The sequence below is a fragment of the Paenibacillus sp. FSL R10-2782 genome, assembly GCF_038592985.1.
GTDB classification, from domain to species: domain Bacteria; phylum Bacillota; class Bacilli; order Paenibacillales; family Paenibacillaceae; genus Paenibacillus; species Paenibacillus terrae_C.
This window is the reverse complement of record NZ_CP151951.1, coordinates 2,635,344-2,662,333: the sequence shown is the minus strand read 5'-3', so window position 1 is coordinate 2,662,333 and position 26,990 is coordinate 2,635,344. Positions and strand designations below refer to the sequence as shown.

Annotated in this window: 18 protein-coding genes and 2 pseudogenes; 5 read left to right on the top strand and 15 right to left on the bottom strand. The window is 46.7% G+C overall.

Annotated elements, in window-relative coordinates; genetic code table 11:
* Positions 1-23 precede the first annotated feature (23 nt).
* The 6 genes from NST83_RS12045 to NST83_RS12020 form a co-directional block, all read right to left on the bottom strand.
* Positions 24-1,862, bottom strand: a complete 1,839-nt coding sequence (locus NST83_RS12045) for an RICIN domain-containing protein (protein ID WP_342417753.1) — start codon at positions 1,860-1,862, stop codon at positions 24-26.
* 98 nt (positions 1,863-1,960) lie between these two features.
* On the bottom strand, positions 1,961-3,295 hold the full coding sequence (locus NST83_RS12040; protein WP_137063071.1) for a glycoside hydrolase family 43 protein: 1,335 nt from the start codon (positions 3,293-3,295) through the stop codon (positions 1,961-1,963).
* Between the two features lie 330 nt (positions 3,296-3,625).
* On the bottom strand, positions 3,626-3,976 hold the full coding sequence (locus NST83_RS12035; RefSeq protein ID WP_342417752.1) for a VOC family protein: 351 nt from the start codon (positions 3,974-3,976) through the stop codon (positions 3,626-3,628).
* A 177-nt stretch (positions 3,977-4,153) separates the two neighbouring features.
* Complete coding sequence (locus tag NST83_RS12030; protein ID WP_342417751.1) at positions 4,154-4,435, bottom strand: hypothetical protein; 282 nt, start codon at positions 4,433-4,435, stop codon at positions 4,154-4,156.
* Between the two features lie 141 nt (positions 4,436-4,576).
* Positions 4,577-6,361 carry an ATP-binding cassette domain-containing protein gene (locus NST83_RS12025; RefSeq protein ID WP_342417750.1) on the bottom strand — a complete coding sequence of 595 codons (1,785 nt, stop codon included), beginning with the start codon at positions 6,359-6,361 and terminating at the stop codon, positions 4,577-4,579.
* Positions 6,346-7,230, bottom strand: a complete 885-nt coding sequence (locus NST83_RS12020; protein WP_342417749.1) for an ATP-binding cassette domain-containing protein — start codon at positions 7,228-7,230, stop codon at positions 6,346-6,348. The genes NST83_RS12025 and NST83_RS12020 overlap by 16 nt, the downstream gene beginning before the upstream one ends.
* 83 nt (positions 7,231-7,313) lie before the next feature.
* Here NST83_RS12020 and NST83_RS12015 point away from each other — a divergent pair, with 83 nt between their 5' ends.
* A complete protein-coding gene (locus NST83_RS12015) occupies positions 7,314-7,904 on the top strand; it encodes a biotin transporter BioY (protein WP_342417748.1) in 591 nt (196 codons plus the stop codon).
* A 21-nt stretch (positions 7,905-7,925) separates the two neighbouring features.
* Here NST83_RS12015 and NST83_RS12010 read toward each other — a convergent pair whose 3' ends face one another.
* From NST83_RS12010 to NST83_RS11990, 5 genes are all read right to left on the bottom strand, one after another.
* Entirely contained in the window at positions 7,926-8,324 is a 399-nt protein-coding gene (locus NST83_RS12010; RefSeq protein ID WP_342417936.1) for a carbohydrate ABC transporter permease, read from the bottom strand.
* The gene (locus NST83_RS12005) at positions 8,263-9,420 is read right to left on the bottom strand and encodes an ABC transporter permease subunit (protein ID WP_342417747.1); all 1,158 of its coding nucleotides are present in this window, start codon (positions 9,418-9,420) and stop codon (positions 8,263-8,265) included. The genes NST83_RS12010 and NST83_RS12005 overlap by 62 nt, the downstream gene beginning before the upstream one ends.
* 201 nt (positions 9,421-9,621) lie before the next feature.
* Positions 9,622-9,921, bottom strand: coding sequence for a hypothetical protein (locus tag NST83_RS12000; protein ID WP_342417746.1), 300 nt, complete (start codon positions 9,919-9,921; stop codon positions 9,622-9,624).
* Entirely contained in the window at positions 9,903-10,190 is a 288-nt protein-coding gene (locus NST83_RS11995) for a hypothetical protein (RefSeq protein WP_342417745.1), read from the bottom strand. The genes NST83_RS12000 and NST83_RS11995 overlap by 19 nt, the downstream gene beginning before the upstream one ends.
* Positions 10,191-10,596: 406 nt before the next feature.
* A complete protein-coding gene (locus NST83_RS11990; RefSeq protein ID WP_342417744.1) occupies positions 10,597-12,258 on the bottom strand; it encodes a collagen-like protein in 1,662 nt (553 codons plus the stop codon).
* 424 nt (positions 12,259-12,682) lie between these two features.
* Here NST83_RS11990 and NST83_RS11985 point away from each other — a divergent pair.
* Positions 12,683-13,140, top strand: a pseudogene (locus NST83_RS11985) (tyrosine-type recombinase/integrase).
* A gap of 13 nt (positions 13,141-13,153) precedes the next feature.
* Positions 13,154-16,125: pseudogene (locus NST83_RS11980) on the top strand (Tn3 family transposase).
* A 287-nt stretch (positions 16,126-16,412) separates the two neighbouring features.
* Here NST83_RS11980 and NST83_RS11975 read toward each other — a convergent pair.
* On the bottom strand, positions 16,413-18,221 hold the full coding sequence (locus NST83_RS11975) for a histidine kinase (RefSeq protein ID WP_342417743.1): 1,809 nt from the start codon (positions 18,219-18,221) through the stop codon (positions 16,413-16,415).
* A 166-nt stretch (positions 18,222-18,387) separates the two neighbouring features.
* Here NST83_RS11975 and NST83_RS11970 point away from each other — a divergent pair, with 166 nt between their 5' ends.
* Positions 18,388-19,392: a substrate-binding domain-containing protein gene (locus tag NST83_RS11970; RefSeq protein WP_342417742.1), complete on the top strand. Its 1,005-nt coding sequence runs from the start codon at positions 18,388-18,390 to the stop codon at positions 19,390-19,392.
* Between the two features lie 23 nt (positions 19,393-19,415).
* The gene (locus NST83_RS11965) at positions 19,416-21,695 is read left to right on the top strand and encodes an alpha-galactosidase (protein ID WP_342417741.1); all 2,280 of its coding nucleotides are present in this window, start codon (positions 19,416-19,418) and stop codon (positions 21,693-21,695) included.
* Between the two features lie 211 nt (positions 21,696-21,906).
* On the opposite strand, the gene NST83_RS11960 is transcribed toward NST83_RS11965, so the two are convergent.
* The 3 genes from NST83_RS11960 to NST83_RS11950 all read right to left on the bottom strand — a co-directional run bounded on the left by NST83_RS11960 (position 21,907) and on the right by NST83_RS11950 (position 26,937).
* Positions 21,907-22,260, bottom strand: coding sequence for an Asp23/Gls24 family envelope stress response protein (locus NST83_RS11960; protein ID WP_342417740.1), 354 nt, complete (start codon positions 22,258-22,260; stop codon positions 21,907-21,909).
* 154 nt (positions 22,261-22,414) lie between these two features.
* Complete coding sequence (locus NST83_RS11955; RefSeq protein ID WP_342417739.1) at positions 22,415-25,516, bottom strand: efflux RND transporter permease subunit; 3,102 nt, start codon at positions 25,514-25,516, stop codon at positions 22,415-22,417.
* Positions 25,513-26,937, bottom strand: coding sequence for an efflux RND transporter periplasmic adaptor subunit (locus NST83_RS11950; protein ID WP_342417738.1), 1,425 nt, complete (start codon positions 26,935-26,937; stop codon positions 25,513-25,515). The genes NST83_RS11955 and NST83_RS11950 overlap by 4 nt, the downstream gene beginning before the upstream one ends.
* Positions 26,938-26,990 lie beyond the last annotated feature (53 nt).

The following is a 26,990-nucleotide window of genomic DNA, read 5'->3' as shown; positions in this document are numbered from 1 at the left end:
GTGAACTCGACACTTGATGAATGCTAATTTATTTTCACGAGATTCCATTGCTGATTGGAGCCCCCATTATCGGCCCATTGAATGACTGCCGCACCTGCGGTTACAGCCCCCTGATTCACATCCATCGTCAGACCACTATTGCGGTTAACCAGAACAAGATAGCCCCCGACGTCCACAGGCATCCACTGCTGGTTATAATTTCCGTTATCCTGCCACTGGATCAGGGAGGCGCCCCCTTGAGTGGAGCTTTGGTTCACATCCAGCAGCAAGCCACTGCCGACGTTCCGAAGCTTGTAAAAACCTTTTCCTGTCGCTTCCAGCTTCCATTGCTGGTTGGTTCCTCCGTTATCATTCCACTGGACGATCGATGCGCCGTCCGTGGTCGAAGCTCCGTTCACATCCAATGCAAGACCGCTCTTGCGGTTGACCAGTTTATAGATGACACTGGAGTCATATCCTTTGCTACCTGTGTAAGCCATGCCGGATATAACGTAGGTGGTAACCGAACCCGCTTTTGCTGTGACCGTTAACTTTTTGTCCTGTACCGCGATGTTCGCCAGTGTCTTGAGATTCTCGCTGGAGGATGTTCGGAACACCTGGGCAGACGTGCCTGTCGAAGTAAAGCGGCTCAGATCATACGTAACGGTCGTATCTGTGGATTCCGAATTGGTGGCTACCAGAACTAGCTTGCCTGAAGCTGCATCGTAAGCGGCAAGCGTATTAGCGTCACTCATACCGATGATTTTGTACCCCGGGCGAATGAACTTACTGTAATTGCCCATCACATAATATTTCTGATTCACAGTGTAGCTGATCGTCTGTGTGTCATTAAGTACGTTCTTGAAAAATCCCCATCCCTCAGCACTGTCAACTGCCTGCCAGTAAACCCAGGCACTTGCTCCCATATTGCGTATGTCCTTCAGGATCGTCCGCGACATCGTCAATCCACTGGCGTCCCCGTCCCCGTACTCGGAAGTCCATAGATGTTTATTGTCCGAGGTGGCCGCATTGCGAAGGGCCGTTCGGTTGCTCCCCCCATACGTATGGGTATTGATCTGCGCGATGGCCGACTTCACAGCCGGGCTGTATCCGGCAAAGGAACTGGTTGAGTCCTCCAGATTGTATTCCTCCGGTGCACTCAGCCTGGTAGATAACCCTTTGGCCGTGAGAGAAGATTGTACTTGGCCCAGTATAGCATTCTGCTCTGCTCGATCAAAATGCATTCCCTCCTGGTCATTACCGAGCTTCCACCATGTCGAGATCGGTTCATTAAGCGGAGTCAATGTATCAAAAGATATCCCCCATTCGTCGTGAAAGTGCTTAACGACCTCTGTGAGATAATCGGCAAAATCATCATAATATTCCGGCTTGAGATTGTTAACGCCATTCGCAGCTCCCGATACACTACCGCTGATCGTCATCCAGTAGGGAGCCGAGTTCGCAAACGCTTCGAAGACGTTGACCCCGTAGGATTTGGCTGCCTGAAGCATGTATCTTTGGTTGGCGTCTGCATTCCAGTCATATCCCCCTTGCGAAGGCTGATAGCCCGGAACAGCCTTTCGGTACTCCAGGTATTGGGATGACGGATTTTCTCCCCCTCCAATGTTATAACGGATGACGTTCAAGCCGAGTCCATTCGTTGGGCTGAACATTTTTTCCACATACTCATCCCGATTGGAATATGAGCCTACCACCTTCCCCCACCACGCAAGCGAAGTCCCCCAGCCTTCAATGGTCTGATACTGCTGTGAGGGATCAACCACGGCTGTATCAGACCCTGCGGCGGACGTTTTCGTCCCGAGGATGCTCAGAACCAGACTGCCTGCCATCAGCAAGGCAATTATTCGCTTGAACCAATTCATTGCGTTCACTCCTTTATAAATTTGAAATAGGTATAAAGTAAATGGGGGTACATGCTCCCCTTACAACTTCAATGGTGTACAAGACTGTGCCTGCCCCATTATTCCGCGGTCTCCTTGAAAGTAGCATCCGATTTGTCGATCGTCGTAACGATCGGGTCCAAGCGGAGCAGCTTATCGTAATGTCTCAGGTATCGGTCAGGATAATTGTATGATGCGTACGACGTCCAGGCCGAATTAGCAAGCCCATCCTTGCGTCGAAACGTGGCATCCGTTGTGAAGGCCCGGCTACCATCATTTTTTTCTAGGTAGATCAGATCGTTTTTATGGCGTAGATAATATCCTGGGAAGTTGACAGACTCGAATGAGATGGCAGAAGTATCCGCAAGGCCTGGAACGATTCTAAATTTCGAATCTTCCACAGGGCTGACGTTCTCATCAATTCGTGCCTGATAGTTGTAATGTCGGATATAATTGCCCTGCATATTGTAAGACTCCAGCGCTCGGACATCACCCGGCTGCCCGGTTTCTTTTAACACGGTCATGTGTCGGACTAATCCGGTCAAACCTGGGAGTTCCTTTTTCACAGTCCATGTCTTGAACCCATCAGAAGAGTCGCTGTAGTAATATTTTTGCGTGGAATAACCGTCAAAATAGATGCGCCATGTTCCGTTGTCTAGCTGGACCAGTGCAGGACCTTCTACCCAAGCCCCCCAGTTTGCCCAGTCTCCGGTGCCCTGGAAAGTATAAGGGCCAGTTAGAGAGGGCGCTATGGCATATTCGATGTATTTGGTTGTTTCGTTCTTTGTAAACGCATGATAAGTTGATCCGGTCTTAACGATGAAAGTGTCGATGTAATTTGGGGCAATGCCTGCAAGCTCGACCGGAGCCGACCAGGCCGTAGAAGCAAGATTGCTGTTTGCTGCCGTAATGGCATAAGGTCTGAAGTTTTGATAGTTACCCGGCGATAGAGACACGATGACATTCAAGCTGCCATTATTGTCCACGAACCATTCGGGAGCCCAGGTGTGGGCGATTCCGCTAGGCAAGGATAATGGGATGTTGCGGACAAAATTCCAGTTCACCTTATCCGGGCTTGACGCTATGCCGATCGTATTGCCGGACCAGTTCGTGGTGTAGACCACGTAATACAGGCCATCCGTGTGCTTTATGATGCTGGGATCGCGGATTAGGCCCTCCGGTGGGGTGTATGCAGAGTCTTTAAGGAGGCCATAATTCGTGGCATTATAGGATTGGTAGATATACAGATTGGACTCGCTACTATTGGTAAAAGCCGAGATGGTATAAACACTTGTTGCTGCACTCGCTGTATTTGGGCTTAGAATGCCGCACAGAATCATTGCTGTAAGAAACACGATGAATACCGACTCGCATGCTTTCAATAACCATGTGCGTTCTTTCATAAAGGTACACATATAGCTCTCTCCTTTACGCTAGATGATGGCCAGCTTTGGTTTCCAACACTTCACTTCCTGAGATTCTAACATGTGATCATATGACATACCCTCCTTTTAAAGAACGGAATTTTATAGAAATGTAAGCGATTGCATAATTATTGTTATTAGGCCTCTGTCTGGCTCACACTATCCAAGAAGACTGAATTTGGTGATTGCACCTGTTTTTTTTGCAGTCATATGAAGATCTGTTTGATAGTACGTCGGCAAGAAGTTTAGAGACTCTGACTGGCTAACAAACGATACAATACTTCAATTATTGTATACTAGGAGGGCTTACCATTTATTCATTTAACACTTGCATATCATCAACAGATTTCCGTCAGGATCCTGAAAGTTAAACCATTGGTCATGCTCTATGGTTGTCGTTATATTTACATGTTTAGATTGCATAAATGCATAGGCTTCTTCAATATTATGAGTATCAAAATGAAATGCCGGCGTTTTAAACGTATGGTTCTTGGCATAGATTTTGCTGTCCAGCACAATACGTGTTCCATTCATCGGAACGATGTACAAATGTCCAAATAAAATCTCTCCATCCGCAGGCAATCCCAATATCTCGCAGTACCAATCGCGCGCTTTTTCAATGTCATTGACAGGGATAAACACAGTACCAATTTGATTTAAAATGGGATTCATGAAAGCCTCTCCTTTTCAATAAACTCGTCTTTGGTTACGCTTATGATACCCCATATTGTGGAATTTGCAAAAGTTTGTTTTCGAGCAGTATAACTGAAAATAGCCCCAGGCAAGATTATCCTGCCGGAGGCTATCATCTATTTTATAACATCATATCATGACTAATCATTGTGGGTATTAAGGTTTGATCACGTTATTGGGAACTGATTCGTCATAAACGTCCTGGCCGGGATAATCCCGAACTTCCTCCTCATGCAACTCATGATTTTCATAATCAAAACGATGCGCGGTTCTCTGATCTACTCGCCACGGCGAGCTTTTTCCAAGAGATTCAGACATCAGAGCTGAACCGTAAGGACCTTCAGGGAACTCTTCGAGAACCAGATCATTTCGCTGTGACTCCACCGTAGATACATCCGTATATTCTTGCTTTTCTTCCTGCAAAAATTTATCCTTCATCGTTGCCCCTCCCTATCCGCTTTGAGATGATCAAAGCAAGCCTATTTTGAGCAAAAACGAATTTATTTATGCATGATGTTTGAAAAGCACTGCGTTTCAGGCTCTGATTCAGGTTTGGTTCTGTCGCAATAATTTTCTTCTTCAGAGATTCCGAATGGATATAAATAATGCAAAAACAATAAGGCCTGTGATACAGATCATCGTATCCCGCTTGGACCATACCAGCAAGACGGAACGTGTTCCTAGCAGGGAATGCTCTTTAACTTTCCGCATTTCCATCCCGATCGTCATGTCCTCCGCACGCTGAAACAGCGACATCAGCAAGGGAATCACCATCGGTCCAAGATCCCGCACCCGCACCGTGTTTGGTCGTAGTGCAGCTTTGCCGCGTGCCCGGACAATCAGCGAAAATCGCTGCCATTCATTCCAGATCATCGGAATGAACCGAAAGATTAACGATACGGCAAGTGCAAACGAGGTAACGGGAAGCCTCAATCTTTTGCCAACACCAAGCACCCAGTTCAATCCTTCCACCATGCGTCCATATGGCGTAGTCAGCGAAAACCAGAGACTGGCCAAGGTAACAATTAACAAGCGGTACACATTCAGCAAAGTAGCCTCCGCCTGTATCAGGGAGAAACCGAACTGGAGACTGCCCCTTTCTGTTGAAAGAGTTGTTCCTGACAAAACCGTGGATATGAGAAAAAACAACAATAACGGCTTCATTAACTTCACGCAGCCAGCCAGAGCTTGTCGAGGCAGAGCAGCTAGTGCCAGCGCTACTGGCACCAATGTGAATGACAGTCCCAGCCAGCGATGTTGAAGCATCGACGCAGTTACGAGCAAAATATACAAAATCCATTTGAGACGCGGGTCGATGGCACCGTACAATCCGATGCTTGAAACTGCCTGGCTGTCCGCTGATGCCAGATTAATAATTTCTGCGGCTACATTACCTTGAGCCAGTGCAGAAGTTGCCGATTCATTGGTATGCACCTTTTCCTGTTCCATCTTTTCTGCTGCACGCAGCTCATCATCCGGCTTGAGCTCCTGCACCATATCCCATCCATGTAACCTGAAAAAAACAATATGTTCAGCCATCTCCTCCGGCGTCAATGCGGTAAAAGGCAGCTCAATACCTGCCACAGCGAATTGCTGTGCCAGTCGCATGGAAGGTGGCAGCCCAAGCCCAGCCTGCTGCAGCAGGTCTGGCCGTGAATGGATTTCTTTGGGTGTCAGATCAGCGATCAGACACCCTTCTCGAAGCAAAAGAACCCGATCCGCACGCGGCAAAAACGTATCCAAGTCGTGCGTAGCCACAACGGCTCCCCCACCTGCATGCCGATGCTGATCCAGCGCTTTGAGCAGAAGCACTACACTTTGCGCTTCCAATCCGACGCTGGGTTCATCCAGAAGCAGCCAATGCGGCTCGACAGCGGTTCCCAATGCAAGACCAAGTCTTCTTCGTTCCCCTCCGCTTAGTGCAAATGGCGATCTGTCCAGATTGAACTGCCGCTCCGACTCTTTGCCTGCTGGCGGGTCCCACTGTTCAAGGGCACTGGAAATTTGGCGTTTCTTTTGCTCCTCGGTAAATCGATATGGACGCAGAGAATACGCGAATTCACGCTGAACGCTGCGGGCAAACAGTTGTTGCTCCGGGAATTGAAATACCAGCCCCATCCGCAAAAGAATAGACTGCGGCACTTTTCCGTTTTGCCAGAAGGGCTCATCATCCAGCAGAATACTCCCTGCATTTGGTGGTTTTAGGCCAGCTATCGTTTGCAGCAGCGTAGTTTTACCCGACCCTGTGCAACCCACCAGCAGGGTGATTTCCCCACTGTTCATTGTAACGGACACATCCTGAAGCAGTGCACGTTTATGGGGTTCCGGCGCTGCTACACTTAAATGATTCAATTCGATATGCAACAGGCTACCTCCTTAACCAGCTGCTCAGGTCGCAGTGGAGTGGCATGACGGAGCATGCCTTGCTGCTTCAGCAGGAGCGCCGTTTGCACAGTAAAAGGTGGATCAAGCCCAAGTCGCTCACAAGGTGATCGCTGCTCATCTTCTTTGGCAAGGATCACCTCCTTCTCACGCCCATAAAAGAAGGACGAAGGCACTCCGTCATACACACAACGTCCTCGCTCCATAGCAATGATTCGATCACAAAAGGTGGCTTCTTCCAGATGATGCGTAATCCAGATTACCGCCGTCCCCTCGCGGACAACAGCATGCACAATGGCTTCCATTCGTTCTCTCGCACCGGTATCCAGCATGGCTGTTGGCTCGTCCAGAATGAGTACGTCCGGTTTGGCTGCCAGCGCTACCGCAATGTTGAGCAATTGTTTTTGCCCTCCAGAAAGCTGTGAGATTGCCGCACCCGGCGAAAAGTCAAGCCCTACGGTATGTAATGCGTGTTCTCTACGCCGTAATTGTTCGTCTACGGATCCAAGCAATGGCGACAGGGCAAAGTGAAATTCCTCTTCAATGGTGTCACCGAATATCTGCGCATCAGGCTGCTGCAGGACTCCACGAACGACAAGTTTTGGAGAAGCCTGCCTTGCTCCACCGGATAACGGAGTGAACCCAATCAACAGCCCGGCCAACGTACTTTTGCCGCTTCCATTGGCTCCTACTACACTCATCCATTCTCCGGCATGCAATTTCAGGGAAACTCCATCAACCGCCTTACGAACACGTCCAGACTCTGACTCATAATGAACACGAGCATTCTCCAGCGTGATTAATGGTATAACGTTTTGCATCGCAAATGGGTCCTTTCCCTTTTGATTCATTTGTGGTACGATCCAAATCGTTAACCAAATTATATTTATTTGGTTAACAATAAGACTACCAAAATCGAAAGGAGTGTTCAAACATGAAATTATCTTTGCGAGGTACTGTATTTAGCGCACTCATGGCGGCCATACTGGTCCTTTTCGGATACATAAGCATTCCGATCGGTTTCTCGCCTGTCCCGATTACATTGCAAACTCTTGCCGTGATGCTGGCTGGAGGATTGCTGGGCCCATTGTACGGTTTTCTAAGCATTGCTCTGGTCGTAATTTTGACTGCACTTGGCTTCCCTCTTTTGCATGGAACCGGAGGGCTGGCCGTTCTACTGGGTCCTACAGGAGGATACGTCATGATGTGGCCCATATCCGCTCTCCTGATTGGATGGCTACTCGCTCGAATCAAACTGAAAGGCTTCTTCGGTTACTTCCTGGCTTTTATCGTATTGGAGCTGTTTGGTTCAATGCTGATCTATGTTTCAGGTGTGCCCTGGCTTGCCTTTGCCTATAAAATGTCGTTCTCCGAAGCCATGATTCAGGGTTTCTATCCTTATGTTATCGGAGATCTGATCAAAGTCTTGTTCGCTGCTATTATCATTGCACCGGTGCAAACGGTTTTCCCGCCACAACGACTGACAGGCCACATGAATTCGACGGTTGTACAAGCGGATTCCTAAGGGCTTTCAACCTGATTCCTTTTATCCTTTCGCGGTGGAACCTACTGTCATCGCCCGCTCCACTTGTTCACTCAAGAATAGATAGACAAGTACCATCGGCAGGGAAGCTATAGTCATAACAGCCCCCATGGCCCCCCAATCCGTGCTGTAGGAGCCTTGGAAGAAAAGCAAACCTAACGGCAAGGTCTTCATATTCTCATCAGAAATCAGAATATAGGCCAAAGTGAACTCATTCCAGTTGTTCAAGAACTGAAAAATGGCTACAGTCGCAATTGCAGGCAAGGCAAGCGGCAAAATGATCTTCAGGAACAGGCTATAAATACTAGCTCCATCTATGCATGCCGCCTCTTCGATCTCCTTAGGGATTCCTACAAGAAAACCAAAGAAAACCATTGACGAGAAAGGAAGTCCAATTGCGATATAGGGAAGAATAAGAGCTCCATATGTATTCGTAAGGTGAAAATCTCGAACCAGAAATGGCCAGTGGTATCATAATAACCTGTAGCGGCATAAACATTCCTATGATCATATATGTCCGTATGGCAGAACGAAACCTCCACCTCATGCGAGCAACTGCAAAGGCAAACATCAGAGCCAGCAAAAGGATGAACAGAGTCGAGATCATCGATACGACAAGACTGTTCAGAAAATAACGGGGAACATTCAATTGCGTCCAGGCATTGATATAATTTTCGTAACGAAAATGCATTGGTAATCCGAATGGGTTGGTGACGAAAATCACATCATTGTTCTTCAACGAGTAGGAAACCATCCAGAACAACGGATAGACGGAAACAATCAGATACAGCCACAGCGAGATCAGCACAAGCAACACGGATACAGCACATGCATAGCCATAGTTGCTCTCCATAAAGGCATAACGATAAATCATGAATGTCAATGTATAGTTTATAGTACCAGGTCCTCCGTTTGTCATAATTAGCATCTGCACAAAGGCACCAATTCCAGAGGTAATCGCAATAATAAAGCAGAATTTGTACGTTTCCCTCATCAAAGGAAGCGTGACATGCAGGTGCGCCCTCCACTTGCTGCAGCCGTCAATCGTCGCGGCTTCAAAGTAGTCCTCGGGTACTGGTTTTACCCCTGCATATAGCAGCGAGAATTGATACCCCATAAACTGCCAGACGTTAACGAAGGCGATGGCAATGATTGAAGCTGTCGGAGAGCTCAGCCAATTTTGCTGATATGGGATATTCAAGAGATCGAACAGCCGGTTGATCAGTCCGTTGGTCGGGTCGTAGATTGCAATCCACAGTTGGCATACCACGGTCACGGATAGAACCACCGGGATAAAATAAGCTGTTTTCAGTATTTTCCGCCCGCGTGTACGCGGGTCCGCACAGATCAGCGCCAATAGAGTTCCCAAGCCGATCTGAAAGACCGCCAGCACAATTGCAAAGATCAATCCGTTCTGAAGCGAATTGGCAAGTAGAGGATCGGAGAACAGCTCCCGGTAGTTACTCAATCCCGAAAAAGGTCGGCGTACTAAGGCCATCCCAATCATAAAAGCTACGAAGAACGGTCTGCAGAACCGGATAAATCAGGATCACACTGTACAGGATCAAAGCAGGGAGCAGAAACAGTGCCAGCGCCGGTTTGTTCCCCAAATATTTTCATGTCTTGCTTCCATCCCTTATCTTCGGAACAGCCTCCCCTAGCGACTTAAGCCGCCAAGGGTTGCCTTGTCCCTGGATTATCAGTTTTCCTTCTCCAATGAACCGTTCAAATTGTTCACAAAATCCTCTGCCGAGAAGTTGTTCACCATCAGATTCTGGGTATTGTCATTAATTACGTTCTGAATTTTTGTATTGCTCAGAAGTTGAGCATATTTTTGGGCGTTTGGCAGCAACTCTTTGGCGACCCGCTGCATCATTGCTGGAACATTGGAGGCAATTTGCTTATCGACCTTAGGCGAAATGATTGGACTTCCAAGTTGGGTATATCTGTACTCGGCTGATTTTGTTGCAAGGAAGGCTGCTACCTTTGGGTCGGCCAATCCGTGAAATAGATATCCGGCATATTTCCCGTTGCTGCATAAGTCTTCAGCTTCTGGTATCCGTCCTGAACAGCAGAATCCAGTTCAATCTCGACATTTGGCATTTCCTTTTTGAGCTCTTCCACTGCATAATCGAACGGCTTTGCGGTATTGTCATCGAAATGCTGCGCATATACCTTCAATTTGATCGTTCCGTCTCCCGCCTTCGCTTCAGAGGAGTTTGAGTTATCCCAGCCACAAGCGGCCAATCCAACGGACATGGTAAGCACTAGCAATACTGCACTTCAACGTTTGTAAGTTTTTTTCATTGGTTTATATCCCCCTTATGTGTTTCTTTTTTGATTGCGCTTTCATTTGCATAGCTAAAGTATACTCCTGACTCTTTCCTTCTTTAAGGGGTCCCGCCAACATTTTAACGAAAATATACGTTAAGCCTTCGGATGTTACCAGCTTAGCGTTTTTTATTACTCTAAGGGCTTCCGCCAACAAAACACGGATTTCGCACGTTAAGGGAGTAAAACCCAATAAAATCGCCGATTTTCCATACACTAAGAAATGCAGCACAAGGGCAATTATGGGGCAATACCAGCGTTGCTGTCACTACGCTGGCATTACCCCATATTAGATGAAATTATGGTGATTTACATAGTTTGAGTTCTAATGTATAGCTATACATCATGAAATCAACATTAGCCAGTAACAATTATTTAATGGAAGATTAGGATCAGTCGGAATTGCTGTTGTATTATAGCCCACAATAAAACTAGGCGGAACGGTTGCAGAAGCCCATCCCGAAGTGAAAAATTCATTTGCAATTGTATTGCCTGAACTGAAAATATTGGTTGTACCGATATAACTTGAGTCAATTCCGATGAGCCCTTTTCCTGCAGTGTTTTGAACACTGTTTCCATAAGCCGCTATAAATTTAAAAATATTTAAGTTTGCGTTAAATAGTAAGACAGGGACATTTCCCTCATTAATTGTAGTGTTGTTAATAAAATACAAACCAAAATTTGTACCGATAAATTCCTCGATCACTAGCAAATGACGCAAAGTAAAGGGAGAGACGAGTTGTGTATTATTGCTTACTACCAAGTTCCCTTGAAGTGTCCCTGAATTAACAGCTATATTGGTAATGATGATAAATCTGCAATCAGAATTACCTGCGTCAGATACAAATGTATTATTGTCAATAATGCTTTGTCCAGAAGTAGAGGAAATAATGATATAGTAGTATCCATTGGGACGTGAAGCAAGAGGTGCATAGGTAAATCTACAATTTGTTATTTGGAATTCCGTTACTTTAATGGAGATACCAAGTTCGCATACTGAAATCTCACAATGGTCGACATATATACCTGTTGCCGACAAATTATTTAATGAAATAACGGTCTCAATGCTCAATACCTCCGGGAAATTTTGGACGATAGACATATTTTGAAAAACAACATTCGATACTGTCACATTAAACATAGTGGTCACGGTATTCAGGGTAGTGGTTACAATAGTGAGTCCTATTCCTTGACCCTCAATCGTCACCGGTGTGTTAACATTGATAGTGGATGTAATAGTAAAGGTCTCAGCATCAAGCAATAGTCTGTCACCAGGATTAGCAGCAGCTAAAGCCGCATCAATTGTGGTATACGTCCGCGTTGAACCTACCGGGATTGTGATACCGGTTGGAGCAGGAATAGGTCTGACCGGGGGAGGAACAGGTTGAGAGAGCTTGTAAAATGTATTCCCTGTGGAAAGGTCAATATAAATATCTCCCAAATTGCCAATTGCGCACGTAGGATCCCCAATTCCTGTTAAAACTGGAGTTCCAGGCGGGCCTTGAGGGCCTTGTTCTCCTTGAGGCCCCTGAGGCCCCTGAGGTCCCTGAGGTCCCTGAGATCCCTGTTCTCCTTGAGGCCCCTGAGGTCCCTGAGATCCCTGTTCTCCTTGAGGCCCCTGAGGTCCCTGAGATCCTTGTTCTCCTTGAGGCCCCTGAGGTCCCTGAGGGCCTTGTTCTCCTTGAGGCCCCTGAGGTCCCTGAGATCCTTGTTCTCCTTGAGGCCCCTGAGGTCCCTGAGATCCTTGTTCTCCTTGAGGCCCCTGAGGTCCCTGTGCGCCAGATACTCCTTGTATCCCCTGCAGACCTGCAGGTCCAGACGGACCAGGAGGTCCCTGCAAATTAAGCACGTTTAATAATTTTAACGCCTGTTGAAAATAACGGAGGGAATCTGAAAACTCGTGTTCTGCCTTTTTAGGATTGCCTTTGCGCAAAAATTGGATTCCTTCACTCAGTTCCTTGACGCCGTATTTCATCTTCCTTTTAAACCTTTGGAGCGAAGACATCCGCCATCACACCCCCAGACATTAGTAGTCCCTACATAAAATGTTAAAACGAATTTTTGCGATACGGATATTAGCCTAAACTAAGAAAAAATCAGGCTGGAGCCCCGCTTTAGACCCCCCCTAACCTCATAACTTTATATTCATTGACATTCGGGACACTTAGCGTCTCAATAACAACGGAAAGAGAAAAAGCCTTCCTGTGGAAGGAAGGCAACAAGTATAAAAATTATATTCAAGAAAATCGGATCCTCAAACACCTTTGACGTTATTTCACCAATGTAATAATCTGCCTGCAAGCGCAATCGGCCATGAATAATCTCCCTTTTTTTATTCATGGCCGCTAATTAACATTAGCGGTCATTAGGTATTTCAGAACCTATGCTTGATGTCCGCTAATGTAATTCAATATTCGGAGGCTTTGCAAATGAGAGATACAACTGGGATTTCGGAACAGGGCGAGCAGACGATTCAGGACTTCATTCACGCTCTCACCACCCACGAAGATTTGAATCCCAAAACACTAAAAGAGTACGCAAGCGATTTGAAACATTTTATCGGTTGGTTTGAGACAGCCGACCACCAAGAGGAAGAGGTTATATTTCGAATTGAAGATGTAGCTACTCCAACATTAACACGATACCGGGAAGCCGCTCAAAAAGTAATGGAATTGAAACCCGCGACCATTAACCGGCGGCTGCGCGGCTCGAAGGATTGAGCGCTCACGATCTACGGCACAGGTTCGGGTATGTTATGGCTGAGAACACGCCGTTGCACCGCTTGGCGCAAATTATGGGACACGATAGTCTGGATACAACGATGATTTACGTTAAAGCGATTCGTGCGGATCTGCAATCTGAAGTGGAAAAAATAGCTTGGCAGTAAGGGGATGAGAACGATGTACGCGAGAGTAAGGGAATTGCTAACTCCGGAGGAAAGGCTCCAATATTTGCAAATACCGCCTGATCTCGGCGAATGGGAATTGGGTACCTATTTCACATTTACTCAGCATGACCTTGAAATCATTCAGCAGCGGCGAAGAGATTATAATCGAATCGGCTTTGCCGTTCAGCTGTGCGTACTTCGCTATATCGGCTGGACGCTTTCTGACGTAAAGGAAGTACCAGTTCAGGTCCTTCGTTATATCGCAAAACAAATCTACGCCGATACGGAGTCTTTTGCATCTTACGGCGGAACGAGAAGCCACGAAATACGAGCATTTGGAGGAAATAAGGAAGGAATATGGCTACCAGACGTTTACCTTGAGTCAGTATCGTTCATTGTGCAAGCATCTTTTTAACCATGCAATGGCGAATGGAAATCCTTTACACTTGATACAACTCGCACTCGAAGATTTACGTAAGCGTAGAATGATACTTCCTTCGATGGCTACGATTGAAAGAGCAGTTTGGGAGACTTGCAAACGAACAGAAGAAAAAATATTCAAGCTGCTCAGTAGCTCACTGGCAGAAATACAGATTGCTAAGCTGGATCGCGTCTTGACCACCATGCCGGAAAGCAGCAAAACCTACTTAGCATGGTTAAGTTAAATTCCCGGTACCAACTCTCCGGATTCTTTTTTGAAGATTATTGAAAAACTCGAATACATACGTGAATTGCAACTACAAGTCGATACCAAAGGCATTCATCCGAACCGGCTGCGGCAACTTTCTAAAATTGGTTCGGCGATACGAACCTCACTCCTTCCGTCGCTTTAATGATCCGAAAAAGTACGCGATTTTAGTAGCGTACCTATTGGAGCTGATTTAGGATTTGACAGACCTGGCTTTCGAGATTCATGACCGGTAGATCATGATACTGCTCTCCAAAGGGAGAAAAGCCCAAGAAGAACTTCAAAAGCAAAACGGTAAATCGATCAACGAAAAGGTTGTTCACTTTGCCGATCTTGGGGCGGCCCTAATCAAAGCCCGAAGTGATGGCGTTGATCCATTTGTTGCGCTTGAAGCTATCATGCCGTGGGATCAGCTCGTTGCATCTGTGGAGGAAGCCAAGCGGCTGGCGCGGCCCGTCGATTACGACTATTTGGACTTACTGGAAAAGAAGTTCTATGTGCTCCGGAAATACACGCCAACGCTGTTAAAATCGTTGGAATTTGGTCAGCTAAGTCGGCTGAGCCGTTAATGAAGACGGTCGATATTATCCGGGATATGAATGAAACTGGGAAACGAAAAGTTCCGGAAGGCGCACCGCTAAATTTCGTTTCAAACCGTTGGCAAAAGCACGTCTACGATGATGACGGAACGATCAATCGGCATTATTATGAAATGGCCGTTCTGACAGAGCTGCGCAATTACGTTCGTTCCGGGGACGTATCCATTGTCGGAAGCCGTCAGTATAAGGATTTCGAGGAATACCTTGTACCGAAAGCTGATTGGAATGGTATCGATCCTAGCTCTACAAAGCTTGCCGTCTGCTTGTCCACAAAGGAATATATTGAAGAACGGACTGAATCACTTCTTCAAAGATTAAACTGGGTTTCAGATCACATCGACGAGCTGGACGGCGTTAATGTGGAGAACGGGAAATTACACATCGAGCGATTGGAGAAAGATGTTCCCGATGAATCCCGGAATTTCAGCCTTTCCCTCTATGAGCTGCTGCCACGAATCAAGCTAACGGATCTGCTCATGGAAGTAGCTAACTGGACGAATTTTCATGAGCAGTTTATTCACGCTTCCAGTAACCGCGTTCCGAACGAGGAAGAAACGACGATCCTAATGGCTACGCTTATGGCAATGGGAACGAACATTGGGGCTTACAAAGATGGCTGAAGCCACGCCGAGCATTTCATATAGGCAAATGGCCAATACAGCGCAATAGCGGCTGTACGAAGACGCAATGAATAGAGCGCAGGCTGTTCTTGTTAATTTTCATCACAAGCTAGCGCTGCCCTCCTATTCGGGGAACGGCACGACCTCATCATCTGATGGAATGCGCGTCCAGATCGGAGTTTCGGCGCTTCATGCAGATGCGAATCCCCACTACGGAACCGGAAAAGGAGCTACGATTTATCGGTTCGTGAGCGACCAATTTTCCACGTTCTACACTAAAGTCATCAATACAAACGCTCGGGATGCCGTACACGTCATCGACGGCTTGCTCCACCATGAAACGGATTTGGCCATCGAGGAGAATTATACGGATACAGCCGGTTACACCGATCAAGTCTTCGGTTTAACGCATCTGCTTGGATTTCGCTTTGCGCCTCGCTTGCGCGACTTGGCTGATTCCAAGCTATACGCTATCGGGAAACCTTCCGATATTTCTAAATTGGAGAAGCTGCTGCGCGGACAGATTAATACAAAGATCATCCAGGAAAACTACGATGATGTTCTTCGGCTGGCTTACTCCATCCGGGAAGGTACCGTTTCAGCATCACTCATTATGGGGAAAATCGGTTCCTATGCAAGACAAAACAGCTTGGCTACCGCGCTGCGAGAAATGGGACGTATCGAGAAAACGATCTTCATCCTGGATTACCTTTCAAGCGAGGCGCTGCGACGAAAAATCCATCGTGGGTTGAACAAAGGGGAAGCCATGAATGCATTGGCCAGAGCGATCTTCTTCGGCAAACATGGCGAACTGCGAGAACGGGCGCTACAAGACCAGCTCCAACGGGCAAGTGCGTTGAACATTATCATCAATGCAATTAGCGTTTGGAATACCGTCTATCTCCAGCAAGCAACAGAACACCGCAAAAAGCAAGGAAAGCTTCAAGAAGAACTACTAAACCATATTTCTCCACTCGGATGGGAGCACATCAATTTCTTAGGCGAATACAAATTCAATTTTAGGCAGAATACGTCTCTCAATTCATTACGACCGCTGAAACAACAGGAAGTTGAATGACCGGTTGGTTCGGGCTATGCCACTTGGACTATTGGGCTTAGAGTAAGAAAAAACGCTAAGCCGGTCACATCCGAAGGCTTAGCGTATATTTTCGTTAAAATGTTGGCGGAACCCCTTTAAGGAATAAAACGGGCCTTAGGGCGAGATGAGGCTGGTGTCGCTCGGCTTCCTGAAGCGCTTCCCGCCCATTCCTTGCCTCACAGCAAACCCGAAATCCGTGACTTTCCCAGTCTATCTTAATTCGCAGAAAATCCCGGAACAGCGGCTCATCATCGACAATCATCACTTTATACATCTTTGTGCTCACTCCCCTTTGGTATCGTCGGCAGCGAAAGGTCAACAATGGTTCCTTCTCCGGGAACACTCTGCACCGATATCCCATACTCCTCACCGAAGTACAGACTCAGTCTCTGCTGAACGCTGTAGGTGCCAATTGACCGTATTCCTTCATCCGGTAAATGTCTGGACATTATGGTCTGAACCTGGATTTCGTCCATCCCCACTCCGTTGTCCTCCACTCGAACGACCACCTTATCACCCTGTTTAAAGGCATAAATACGGATAAAACCTTTTGTTCCTTTCTTCTTAAGACCGTGGTAGATCGAATTCTCGACAAGCGGCTGGAGCGAGAGCTTCGGAATCGGTGTACCCGTAAGTTCCGATGGAATATTCACCTCATAGCGGAACACATCGGGATAACGGATTTGCAGAATCGTCAGGTAATCATCGGTAATCTGAGCTTCCTTCTCTAGAATAATGAGCTCCCGTCCCTTATTTAGCACCATTCGATAAAAATCTGCCAGCGCCTTTGTAGTATCTCTAGCCTCATCACTACGGTCCAACTCATTGAGTGCGTAAATGGTATCCAAAGTGTTGTATAGAAAATGCGGTTTAATTTGGGCGCTCATCAGTGCAAGCTCATATTCACGCTTACGGTTCTGTTCCTGCCTCACCTCATCCAGTAGCTCCCGAACCCGTCTTACCATAAAGTTAAACGCTTCAACAATGGTACCGATTTCATCCTCAGTGCGAAAAGTAGTAACCGGTTGCAAATCACCGGTTACTACTTTTCGCATTGCCTTAGTCAGTTGTTCGAGAGGGCTAACGACCATTCTGGACAGAAAGCTAGCACCCAGCCAGGAAAAAACAAGGCATAATACGCCGATTAAAAGCGACAGCCTAACATTTTGCCGGACATCAGCCGTAAGCAGGCTGAGAGATACAATATTGACCAACTTCCAATCCATCCGGTCATAATCAATGACCGTTACCAAATTGCCCTCATCCTCGAAAGAGCACGTTTCTTGGGACATATCAGGGGCGCAACGTTGAATGGCCTCAGCCAGATGTGGATTCACCGGATTCATCAGCATCTCATTATCTTTTGCCACGACCACGCGAGTTCCGTTATTCAAAAAATAATAGGATTTGGGCACATCCGGATCACTAGAACGAAAAAAAGCGGACAGATCTTCTTCCTTCACTAGCAGAAAAAGCGTTCCATAGGGTTCGCCGGTGTCTATATTAATGACCGTCTTCCCCAGCGTCAAAACCGGGAAGTTCGGATCTGGAGTTAGGAAATCTCTCCTCTCCATATCAAACCAGAGTGCCTGTCCATAACTTTTTGATTCCCTTACCCGCTTAATCATGCTATAGACTTTGCTCTCATCCCCACTCTCGGTGTAAGATGCGAAAATTGTCCCTTTATTATCAATGAATACAGCGGCATCTATCTCACGAAAGATTGACAAGTCAATGGATAGGCGGCTCTGCATCAGGTTTCCAAACTGAATACGCTCCATGGCAGTATCAGGCTTGGGACCGTATGAATCATACACCCGGTTAATATTCGTGACCATAATATTGGCCGCCGTTTCCACACTGCTGAATATGTAATCGGTCCGAGACAGGATAAGCTGAGACTCGTCCACCACGTTGTTGTTGGTACGGTCTATCAAAGAACGACTGAAGAGTTGGTTAGATAACAGTCCAAGAATGAGCAGAGAAACAATGATTAGCGGAAGAAATACCGTAATAACCTTGCTTTTGAATCGAAGCCGACCAAACCATTTTCGCGCTAGTGACAGAATATTCAATTTGAAACCCCTCCGTCCTCAAGAGAATATTCATCATGTTAACACAACAAATCTGCACAGTAGTAGATCAAAAGTAAATTCAACAGCTATCTTGAAAGTATAAAGAGGATGTGTTAGGATGAAGTTGATTTTTAGTAAAATTATTAACTAAAAAGGTGTGAGCTCGTTGGCAACCATTAAAGACATTGCCCGCGAAGCGGGTGTGTCTGCCGCAACAGTTTCAAGGGTTTTAAATAACGATCTGTCTCTGTCCGTGAGCCCAGACACCAAAAACAGAATTTTTTCGATTGCCGAACAGCTTGGGTATAAGCCTTCCCGGCTGAGACAATTAAAGCGGAACACGGAACGTGCTGGAAAGACGGTCTCCCTCCTGTTGTGGTGTTCCATTGAAGAGGAACGGGACGATCCGTATTACGCCTCGATCCGTCGTGGAATCGAGCTGCGCTGTGAAGAGCTTGGCCTGACGTTGGGACAGACCCTGCGGGGCCGCTCTTCCATCTCCACCTTGCAGAAGACAGACGGTCTGATTGTTGTGGGCGGCGTTGATCCTGAAGAGATGATCAAACTGCATCCCGACAAGAACTCCATTGTCCTTGTGGACCAGTACCATGAACAACTGGAGTACGATTCTGTACGCCTCCACTTCCGTCAAGCTGTTGATCAGGCACTCGGACATCTAATTGAGCTGGGCCACCGACAAATCGGGTTTATCGGCGGCAAGAGCGACGGAGAGCGACGGGTGCATTATTTTGAACGGTTCATGCGGGAACATGGGTTGTACAATCCTCAATTCGTTCGTATAGGCGCCTGGAGTACCGCGGATGGCTATCGGATGATGAACGAGCTCCTTGTCGAACAGGAACGACCGACGGCCTGCTTCGCTGCAAGCGACCCGCTCGCCATCGGTGCCCTCCGTGCCCTGCATGGGCATGGAGTCAATGTACCAGAGGATATGGCTATCGTCGGCTTTGACGACATTGAGATGGCGGCCTTCGTACATCCTCCGCTAACCACTGTGCGCGCCTACCCCGAAGAGATGGGAAAGGCTGCCGTTCAACTGCTCTCTGAACGGTTCGAGGGACGTGAACCACCTGCGCACAGCGTGATCGGGACTAAGCTTGTCATACGGGAGAGCTCGTGCAGAAACATACGTGAAAACAAATTGATATGAAGAATCCTCAAGGAGTGAATACCATGAACATTCATGTAGACGAGACGCTTGGTTTGTTTCACCTGCAGTCCAAGGATTGCAGTTATATTATCCAGCTTGTAGAAGGATATCCCGCACATGTCTATTGGGGAGCTCGACTTCATCATGACACTAGTCTAGCAAGTGTACTGGAACTCAGGGAGCGCTGCTCCTTCTCTCCCAATCCTGTTCCTTCCAATCGCACGATTTCCCTGGACACGCTTCCCCAGGAATATCCTCAGTATGGAACAAGCGACTTTCGTCAGCCCGCTTATCAGGCTGCACTTGCGGAAGGAACTCGCATTACGGAGCTAAAATATTGTGGCTACCGCATTGCCCCAGGTAAACCAAAGCTTGAGGGACTTCCTGCCGTCTATACCGAATCGGATGATGAAGCGGCAACTCTCTTTCTGATGCTTGAGGACAAATACTCGGGTCTTAAAACTACACTGCTTTATACTGTATTTGCGAATCACAGTGCTATTGCCAGGTCTACCCTTTTTGACAATAAGGGAAGCGCTGTCATGAATATTGAGCAAGCAATGAGTGCCTCTGTCGATTTCGCCGATTCCAACTACCAGGCTCTCTACCTGTCCGGAGCGTGGGTGCGCGAAAGACATATCCAGCGCCGCGACCTAGGACCCGGGGCCATTCGGTTGGAAAGCCGTCGGGGCTCCAGCAGTCATCAGATGAATCCCTTTCTGGCACTGCTTCGTCCGGATGCAACTGAAGATCGCGGAGATGTGTACGGCTTTAGTCTGGTCTACAGCAGCAACTTCGTCGCACAGGCAGAAGTAGAGCAGTTCAACCAGACCCGTGTAAGTATCGGAATCAATCCCTTTGACTTCTCCTGGCGACTTGAGCCGGGTCAGTCATTCCAGACCCCCGAAGCCGTCCTGGTCTTTTCCGAAGAAGGTCTTGGAGGCATGTCGCGCACTTATCATCGTCTCTACCGCACTCGACTGTCCAGGGGGGCTTATCGTGACAAAGAGCGCCCTATTCTCGTAAACAATTGGGAAGCTACCTATTTCAACTTCGACGCCGATAAAATCGAAGCAATTGCTAAGGAAGCGGGCCCCCTCGGTATTGAGCTCTTTGTTCTGGATGATGGTTGGTTTGGCAAACGAGACAACGATGATAATTCGCTTGGAGACTGGTTTGAAAACAGCCGCAAGCTGCCTGGAGGTCTTGCCGACCTAGCCAAAAGGGTTAATGAACAAGGATTACAATTTGGCTTGTGGGTAGAGCCGGAAATGGTATCTCCTGATAGTGAATTGTACCGCAAGCATCCCGACTGGTGCCTGCATGCTGAGGGTCGGCGGCGGACGGAAGGTCGATCCCAGTTAGTGCTCGATCTCTCCCGCAAGGAAGTATGCGATTATTTATACGATACGCTTAGCTCCGTTTTTTCGATCGCTCCGATTACTTATGTCAAGTGGGACATGAATCGTAATATGACGGAGATTGCTTCGGCTACAGCTTCTAGCGAACGTCAAAAGGAAACCGCACACCGTTATATGCTTGGACTTTACGACCTGCTGGAACGTCTGACCTCCCGGTTCCCGGACATCTTGTTCGAAAGCTGTTCTGGAGGAGGCGGACGTTTCGATCCCGGAATGCTCTACTATATGCCGCAAACATGGACCAGTGATGATACCGATGCGGTTGAAAGATTGGCTATCCAGTACGGAACAAGCATCGTGTATCCAGCCAGCACCATGGGAGCACACGTATCGAGCGTACCGAACCACCAGGTGGGACGAATGACCTCTCTCGCCATGCGTGGTGACGTGGCAATGAGTGGAAACTTTGGCTACGAGCTTGACCTTACTGCATTTACAAAGAAAGAAAAAGAGCTCGCTGCCAAACAAATCGCCCAGTATAAGGAAATTCGCTCCCTTGTACAGCAGGGGAATATGTATCGGCTGCTTAGCCCGTTTGAAGGCCGAGGCGATACGGCTTGGATGTTCGTTAGCGAGGACCAGTCGGAAGCGTTTGTTGCTTATTTCCGCGTACTGGCTGAGCCCAATGGTCCAATCCTGCGATTAACTTTAAAAGGACTTGACCCAGAGAAAAAGTATAAGATCGAAGCCGGCGCAGCAGGCAATGCTGCAGACCATACAGGTAATACCTTGGCGGAAGACGGCGGTTCCCCCTTCCACGAAGCGTTCGGCGGCGAAATCTTTGGAGGTGATCGCTTAATGAAAATAGGGCTTGTTGTCTCGGATCTGTCAGGAGATTTTGTCAGCTCTACCTTCCGCCTTAAGGCTATCCCCTGCGGATAATGGAGCAGCTAGTGACGATAATAGGACGATAAAAAAATTAAAACAAGGCAGATAGATTCTCTGGTCTGCCTTGTTTCATCATTAATCCGATAATTTAGGTATATTCATTCACTTTCGTTTGCTTCAAACCCTGTCTGCCACAGTGCGTGGAACCATCTTATCACTTGCCAACTTATCGATGTATTTCGGAACGACCGTTGGCTCTTTCACTTCAGGGATTCTGTATGCGAGCAACTCCCTCCACCTTGACGTTCACCACGATCGAGGATAATCCTGTCATATTAGTTATATCCTCCATGACATTTTTCTGTAACTCTCGGGCCACCTCATGAATGAAGCATCCGTAATCGACGACTACTCTGAGATCAATAATCGTTCCATCCGGGCTTACTGTCACTGAAATTCCTTTTTTAAAATTTTTTCTATTCGGACGTTTGATTGCTTCTTTTGAAATCCCTCCGTAGATTGCTGATATTCCGGGAATTTTCAATGCCGCCAAACCAGTAATTTGGGATAGAACATCATCTGATATTTGAATGTGGCCGTGCAGCTCGTTTTCAGTCATACAATGCTCTCCTTTGGTACCATCTAAAATTCTGTTTATACTGCTTTTGAATAATAAGACTACTCTTACTATTCATTGTATTACGCCAGCAAAAGAAAAAAATCGTACATTAGGGCAACAGCTTAATGTACGATCGGGTAATATTCAAGCATAATTATGTGCTATCGTTATTTGTCTCCATTTCTTTCTTCTGCTTCCGTTTCAGCTTCAGTTGAGCTACGACCATATAAAGAGTCGGAACTACAAACAACGTTAAAATAGTTGAAAAAATCAGTCCGAATATAATAGTCGCTGCCAATGGCTTGAATAGAATTTCTCCCATCGTAGCAATCGGTATCATACCAACGATCGCAGTTAGCGAGGTGAGAAAGATCGGACGAAAACGGGCAGAGCATGCCATTAAGATGGCTTCTGTTAATTCGGCGCCTTCACGCCGCGCGTCTTCAATAAACTCGATCAATACAATACCATTACGCACGACGATACCGGCAAGGGAAATGATACCCATGATACTCATAAAGCCGATTGGCATACCTGTAATAAAGCTTCCAAGCACTCCTCCTGCTGCTGCCAGGTAAACAGTCGTCATAATAATGAGCGGTGTGGAAACCGAGTAAAACTGCATGGTGATCAAGAGCAGAATGAGAAAAACAACGATAACGGCTAATTTGCCCAAATCCTTAAACAAATCGGACTGCGTAGATGTTTCCCCATCCATTTCCCAAGTGTACCCCGAATCGAAATGTGTACTTGTAAGCTTGCTGCGGATATCCTGGGTGAGCTCCGTAGCCGTACGCCCATTTGCATTGGCTGAGATCGTTACCGTCCGTTCCAAATCATAGCGGTGAATTTGCTGAATGGAAAAATCCGGTTTCATCGTGGCTAACTGGGATAACGGGACCTGCTCTCCTCCCGCATTAGTGACACTCAGCTGTTGGAATAACACCTCAGGATCATGGTTAGGTTTATTCATGTACATATTGATATCAAGCAGTTCCTTACCCGTATCAAAATCCGTGACCTTTACTCCGTCACCCATTAGCAACAAAGTGCGGGTTAAGTTGGAATAGTTGACCTGATATTTATCCAAGGCCTGCTGGTTGACTTGAAAATTCAAATTATAGCTTTGCATCCCCATGTTATCGGTCACATCTACAGCCCCGGGAGTTCCCGCAACGATTTCTTTTATTTTAGCTGTCATGATTTGCAGCTTACCAAGGTCTTCTCCTTTAATACGGACAGACACTGCGCTGCCGACTGGGATACCTAATTGAGGAACACGTATACTTATTAATGCTGCTGGATATTTGGCTTGCAGTGTACTTGTCCAGCTGTCCACTGTTTTTTTGATATCAAAGACTCCCTCTTTTCCAACAACAGCAAGTTGGCCGTGCACCGCGCCCACGGAGCCACTACCGGCTACTATGTCACTGTACATTTGAGGTGCTCCACCACCTGCCGTTGCTGCCAGATGTTCTGTTTCTGGCTGCTTCTTAACCCAGTTCTCAATCTCAGTTATAACCTGATTGGTTGCCTGCAACGACGTTCCTTCTGGCATCGTTACGTTGATTGTGGCATCTGGTTGGTCCGATTCAGGAAATAATTGAATGGGCACAATAGCAAGCAGTCCGTAAGCTGCCGTACCAATCATAAGACCAATAAGCGCAGTGAAAAGTGGTCGACGCAGTATTCTTGGCATCCAGTTTTTAGCGTATGCATTAGAGAGGGACTGAATTTGGTTGCCGAGGAGCCCCGGAGGCTTGGTCGGTTTGCTACGTTCTTTGCCCTTACTTCGTTTATCGTACCATTGACGGAAAATAGGAATGATCGTAAGCGACATAATCATGGAAGCCAGCATCGTTAACGAAATAACGGTAGGGATCGGTTTAATAAAGTCTCCCATATTGCCCGGCAGAAATAAAAGCGGGGCAAATGCTGCAACTGTAGCCAGCGTGGCTGTAATGATTGATAAGGATACCTCTTTCGTTCCTTTAATTGCCGCCTCCGTAGCATCTTCTCCAAATTCAGAGCGTCGGCGTTCAATGTTGTCGTTTACCACAACGGCATCATCAACCAGTATTCCCAGTACGATGATTAATCCGATGACTGAAATTTGATTCAGCGTCGTTCCTGTCATCGGCAAGACAATAAAACCGATGGCAATAGAAACAGGGATAGCCAAGGCCACAAATGCAGAGGTCAGCAAGTTTAATCCTAATGTACAAATGACAATAACTGATGCAATAGCAATCATCATTTCTTTGGACAGATTACCAAAGATTTCACTTACGCGATCATTTTGAGCAAACAGCAGTTCAAAATGTACATCCTTTGGCAAGCTACTCGCAAGTTCGTTGATTTTGGCTGTCGCCGCTTTGGATACCGTTGGTACGTCTGTGCCTGTATCTCCACTCAAACTGATTGAAATAGCAGGCTTGGTATTCACATACGTATAACTCTCCGTTTTTTTAAAAACAAGTGAGGCCGTACCTATATCCTTCAAGGCTATAGGAAACCCTTCTTCGTTGCTTGAAATCTGAACGTTATTTAAAACATTCGGATCAGTTGAAGCATCTACCGTCAACTGATAGGTACGCTGATTGAAATCCAGACTTCCTGTAGGCACTCTATCGTTTTCATTTTTAATGGCTTGAAGGACCTGTTCCCAGGAGATGTCATATTGCTGCATTTTTTGAGTGTTTAGGCTTATCCGTACTTCTTGTTCTGGAATTCCTTGAATATTAACTTTTGAAATACCTGAAACCGTTTTTAATTGATCTTTCCAGGTGTTCATCAACTCATTTAACGCATACAAATTTTCAACTTTATCAGAAGTGATTGCGTATGATCCGATGAAGGAGCCTGCCATGCTATCATTAATAATGGGCTGCATCGCATCGTCCGGAAGCTCAGACTGTGCATCCTGTACTTTTGTACGAAGATCAGCCCATACTTTTGTCGGATCGGCCTCATTCAAAGCTTCTATGCTTATACTGGATTGGCCTTTTGACGAAGTGGAAGAAATTGTTTTGACACCTTGCACTTCTTTAATTTTCTGTTCCAAAATCTTCGTAATGGTTTGCTCGATTCTTTCAGGCGAGGCCCCCGGATACACGGTTGTGACACTGGCTCCCATAGGAACAACATCAGGCATCTCCTGTTTAGGTAACGATGCAAAGTTGTAAATTCCTAGCAAAATGCACATGCCAAAGAAAATAAGTGTGATTTTCTGTTTTTTAACGATATATTTAATCATTCGGACGACTCCTCCGATTTCCCAAGTACATCATTCCCGAGTAAATCACCATTATATAAGGTTCCAGCTCCTTGCGTAACGATTTGATCGCCCGCCTGTAGTCCAGAGACAACTTCGAGCTGATTATTAGTCACTTTCCCCAGTTTAATCGCCGTTTTAACGGCTTTTCCATTTACAGCCTTAAAGACATAGGGGGCATTTCCCGTACTAATTACGGCCTCTACGGGCACTAAAAGCGCTTCGTTTTGATTTATGCTTTTAGATGCACTAATGACTTGACCAGGCTTCCAATTGAGTTCGGGGTTGGAAATGCTCACTTCCACATTGATGCTTCCCGTTTTGGAATTAGTCGATGGATAGATCTGGGTAACAGTTCCTGTTCTAATTTCATTATATAAAGATATATTTACTTTTTGATCTTTCTTCCACGATAAGATTTCACTATCCGGTACGGGCAGGAGCACTTTTAAGGTACTAATATTTCCGACAATAAACGCCTCACTCCCGCTGGAGCCCAGTTGGCCATCAGATACCTTTTTCTCAATTACAACACCAGCTATGGGGGATGTTAAAGTAGCTTTCTTAAGAGCTAAAGCCGTTTGCTCATAAGCAGCTACCGCATCCTCGTAGGAAGCTTGTGCCTGAGCTTTACTCGCTAGCCCTTGTTGCTGAGTAGCCATAGCTGATTCCAGCCCCGCCCTGGCCTGATCGACGCCTGCCGAAGCTTGTGTACGCTGTTCCTGGGAAGCCCCTGCAAGCAAAAGGGACAATTGCTCTTGCGCATCACTTAAACTTTTTTGTGCGTTCGTTACTTCCAACTGCGCATTTTCATTTTCCGTTAATGATACGGCCCCTGCCTGAAATAGACTTTGGATCCGGGCGGCATCTGCCTTTTTCTTGTTGTACATATTGGTTGCCGCAGTAACCGCATTTTGCGCCTGTGCAATTTCCTGTTTTTTGGCTCCATTGTTCAATTCCTGCAATTTAGATTGGGCTGAATTAATCTGGGATTGTGCATTACGAATGCTTGCATGTGCCGATTGGACAGAAGCGTCCGCTTGGCTAACACCGGCTTTCGCCTTCTCCATAGTTGCCTTGGCCTGAGCAAGCTGCAACTGATAAGTGGTTGTGTCCATTTTTGCGAGGACAGCCCCTTTATGTACCTGGTCCCCCACTTCAACCGTTGTATTTAAAATACGTCCATTCGCTTCTAAGGAAACAGCGGTTTGATTGCTGGCCTGCAATGTTCCCGCCAGATTAAATTCATTAGCCAAAGGCTTCATCGTTACTTTTTGAATTTCTACCGGCTGACTGGATTTTACAGTGGAATCCTCCGAAGCGCTTGAGCAACCGGAAACCACCATAGCGAAAGTTATTCCCGTGACTAGCATTTTGATTCGTGTCCTATTCAACAATTTCATCCTCCTCAACTTCCTCTAAGCAGTTTCAGCAATCCATGGTCTAAACTGCATTT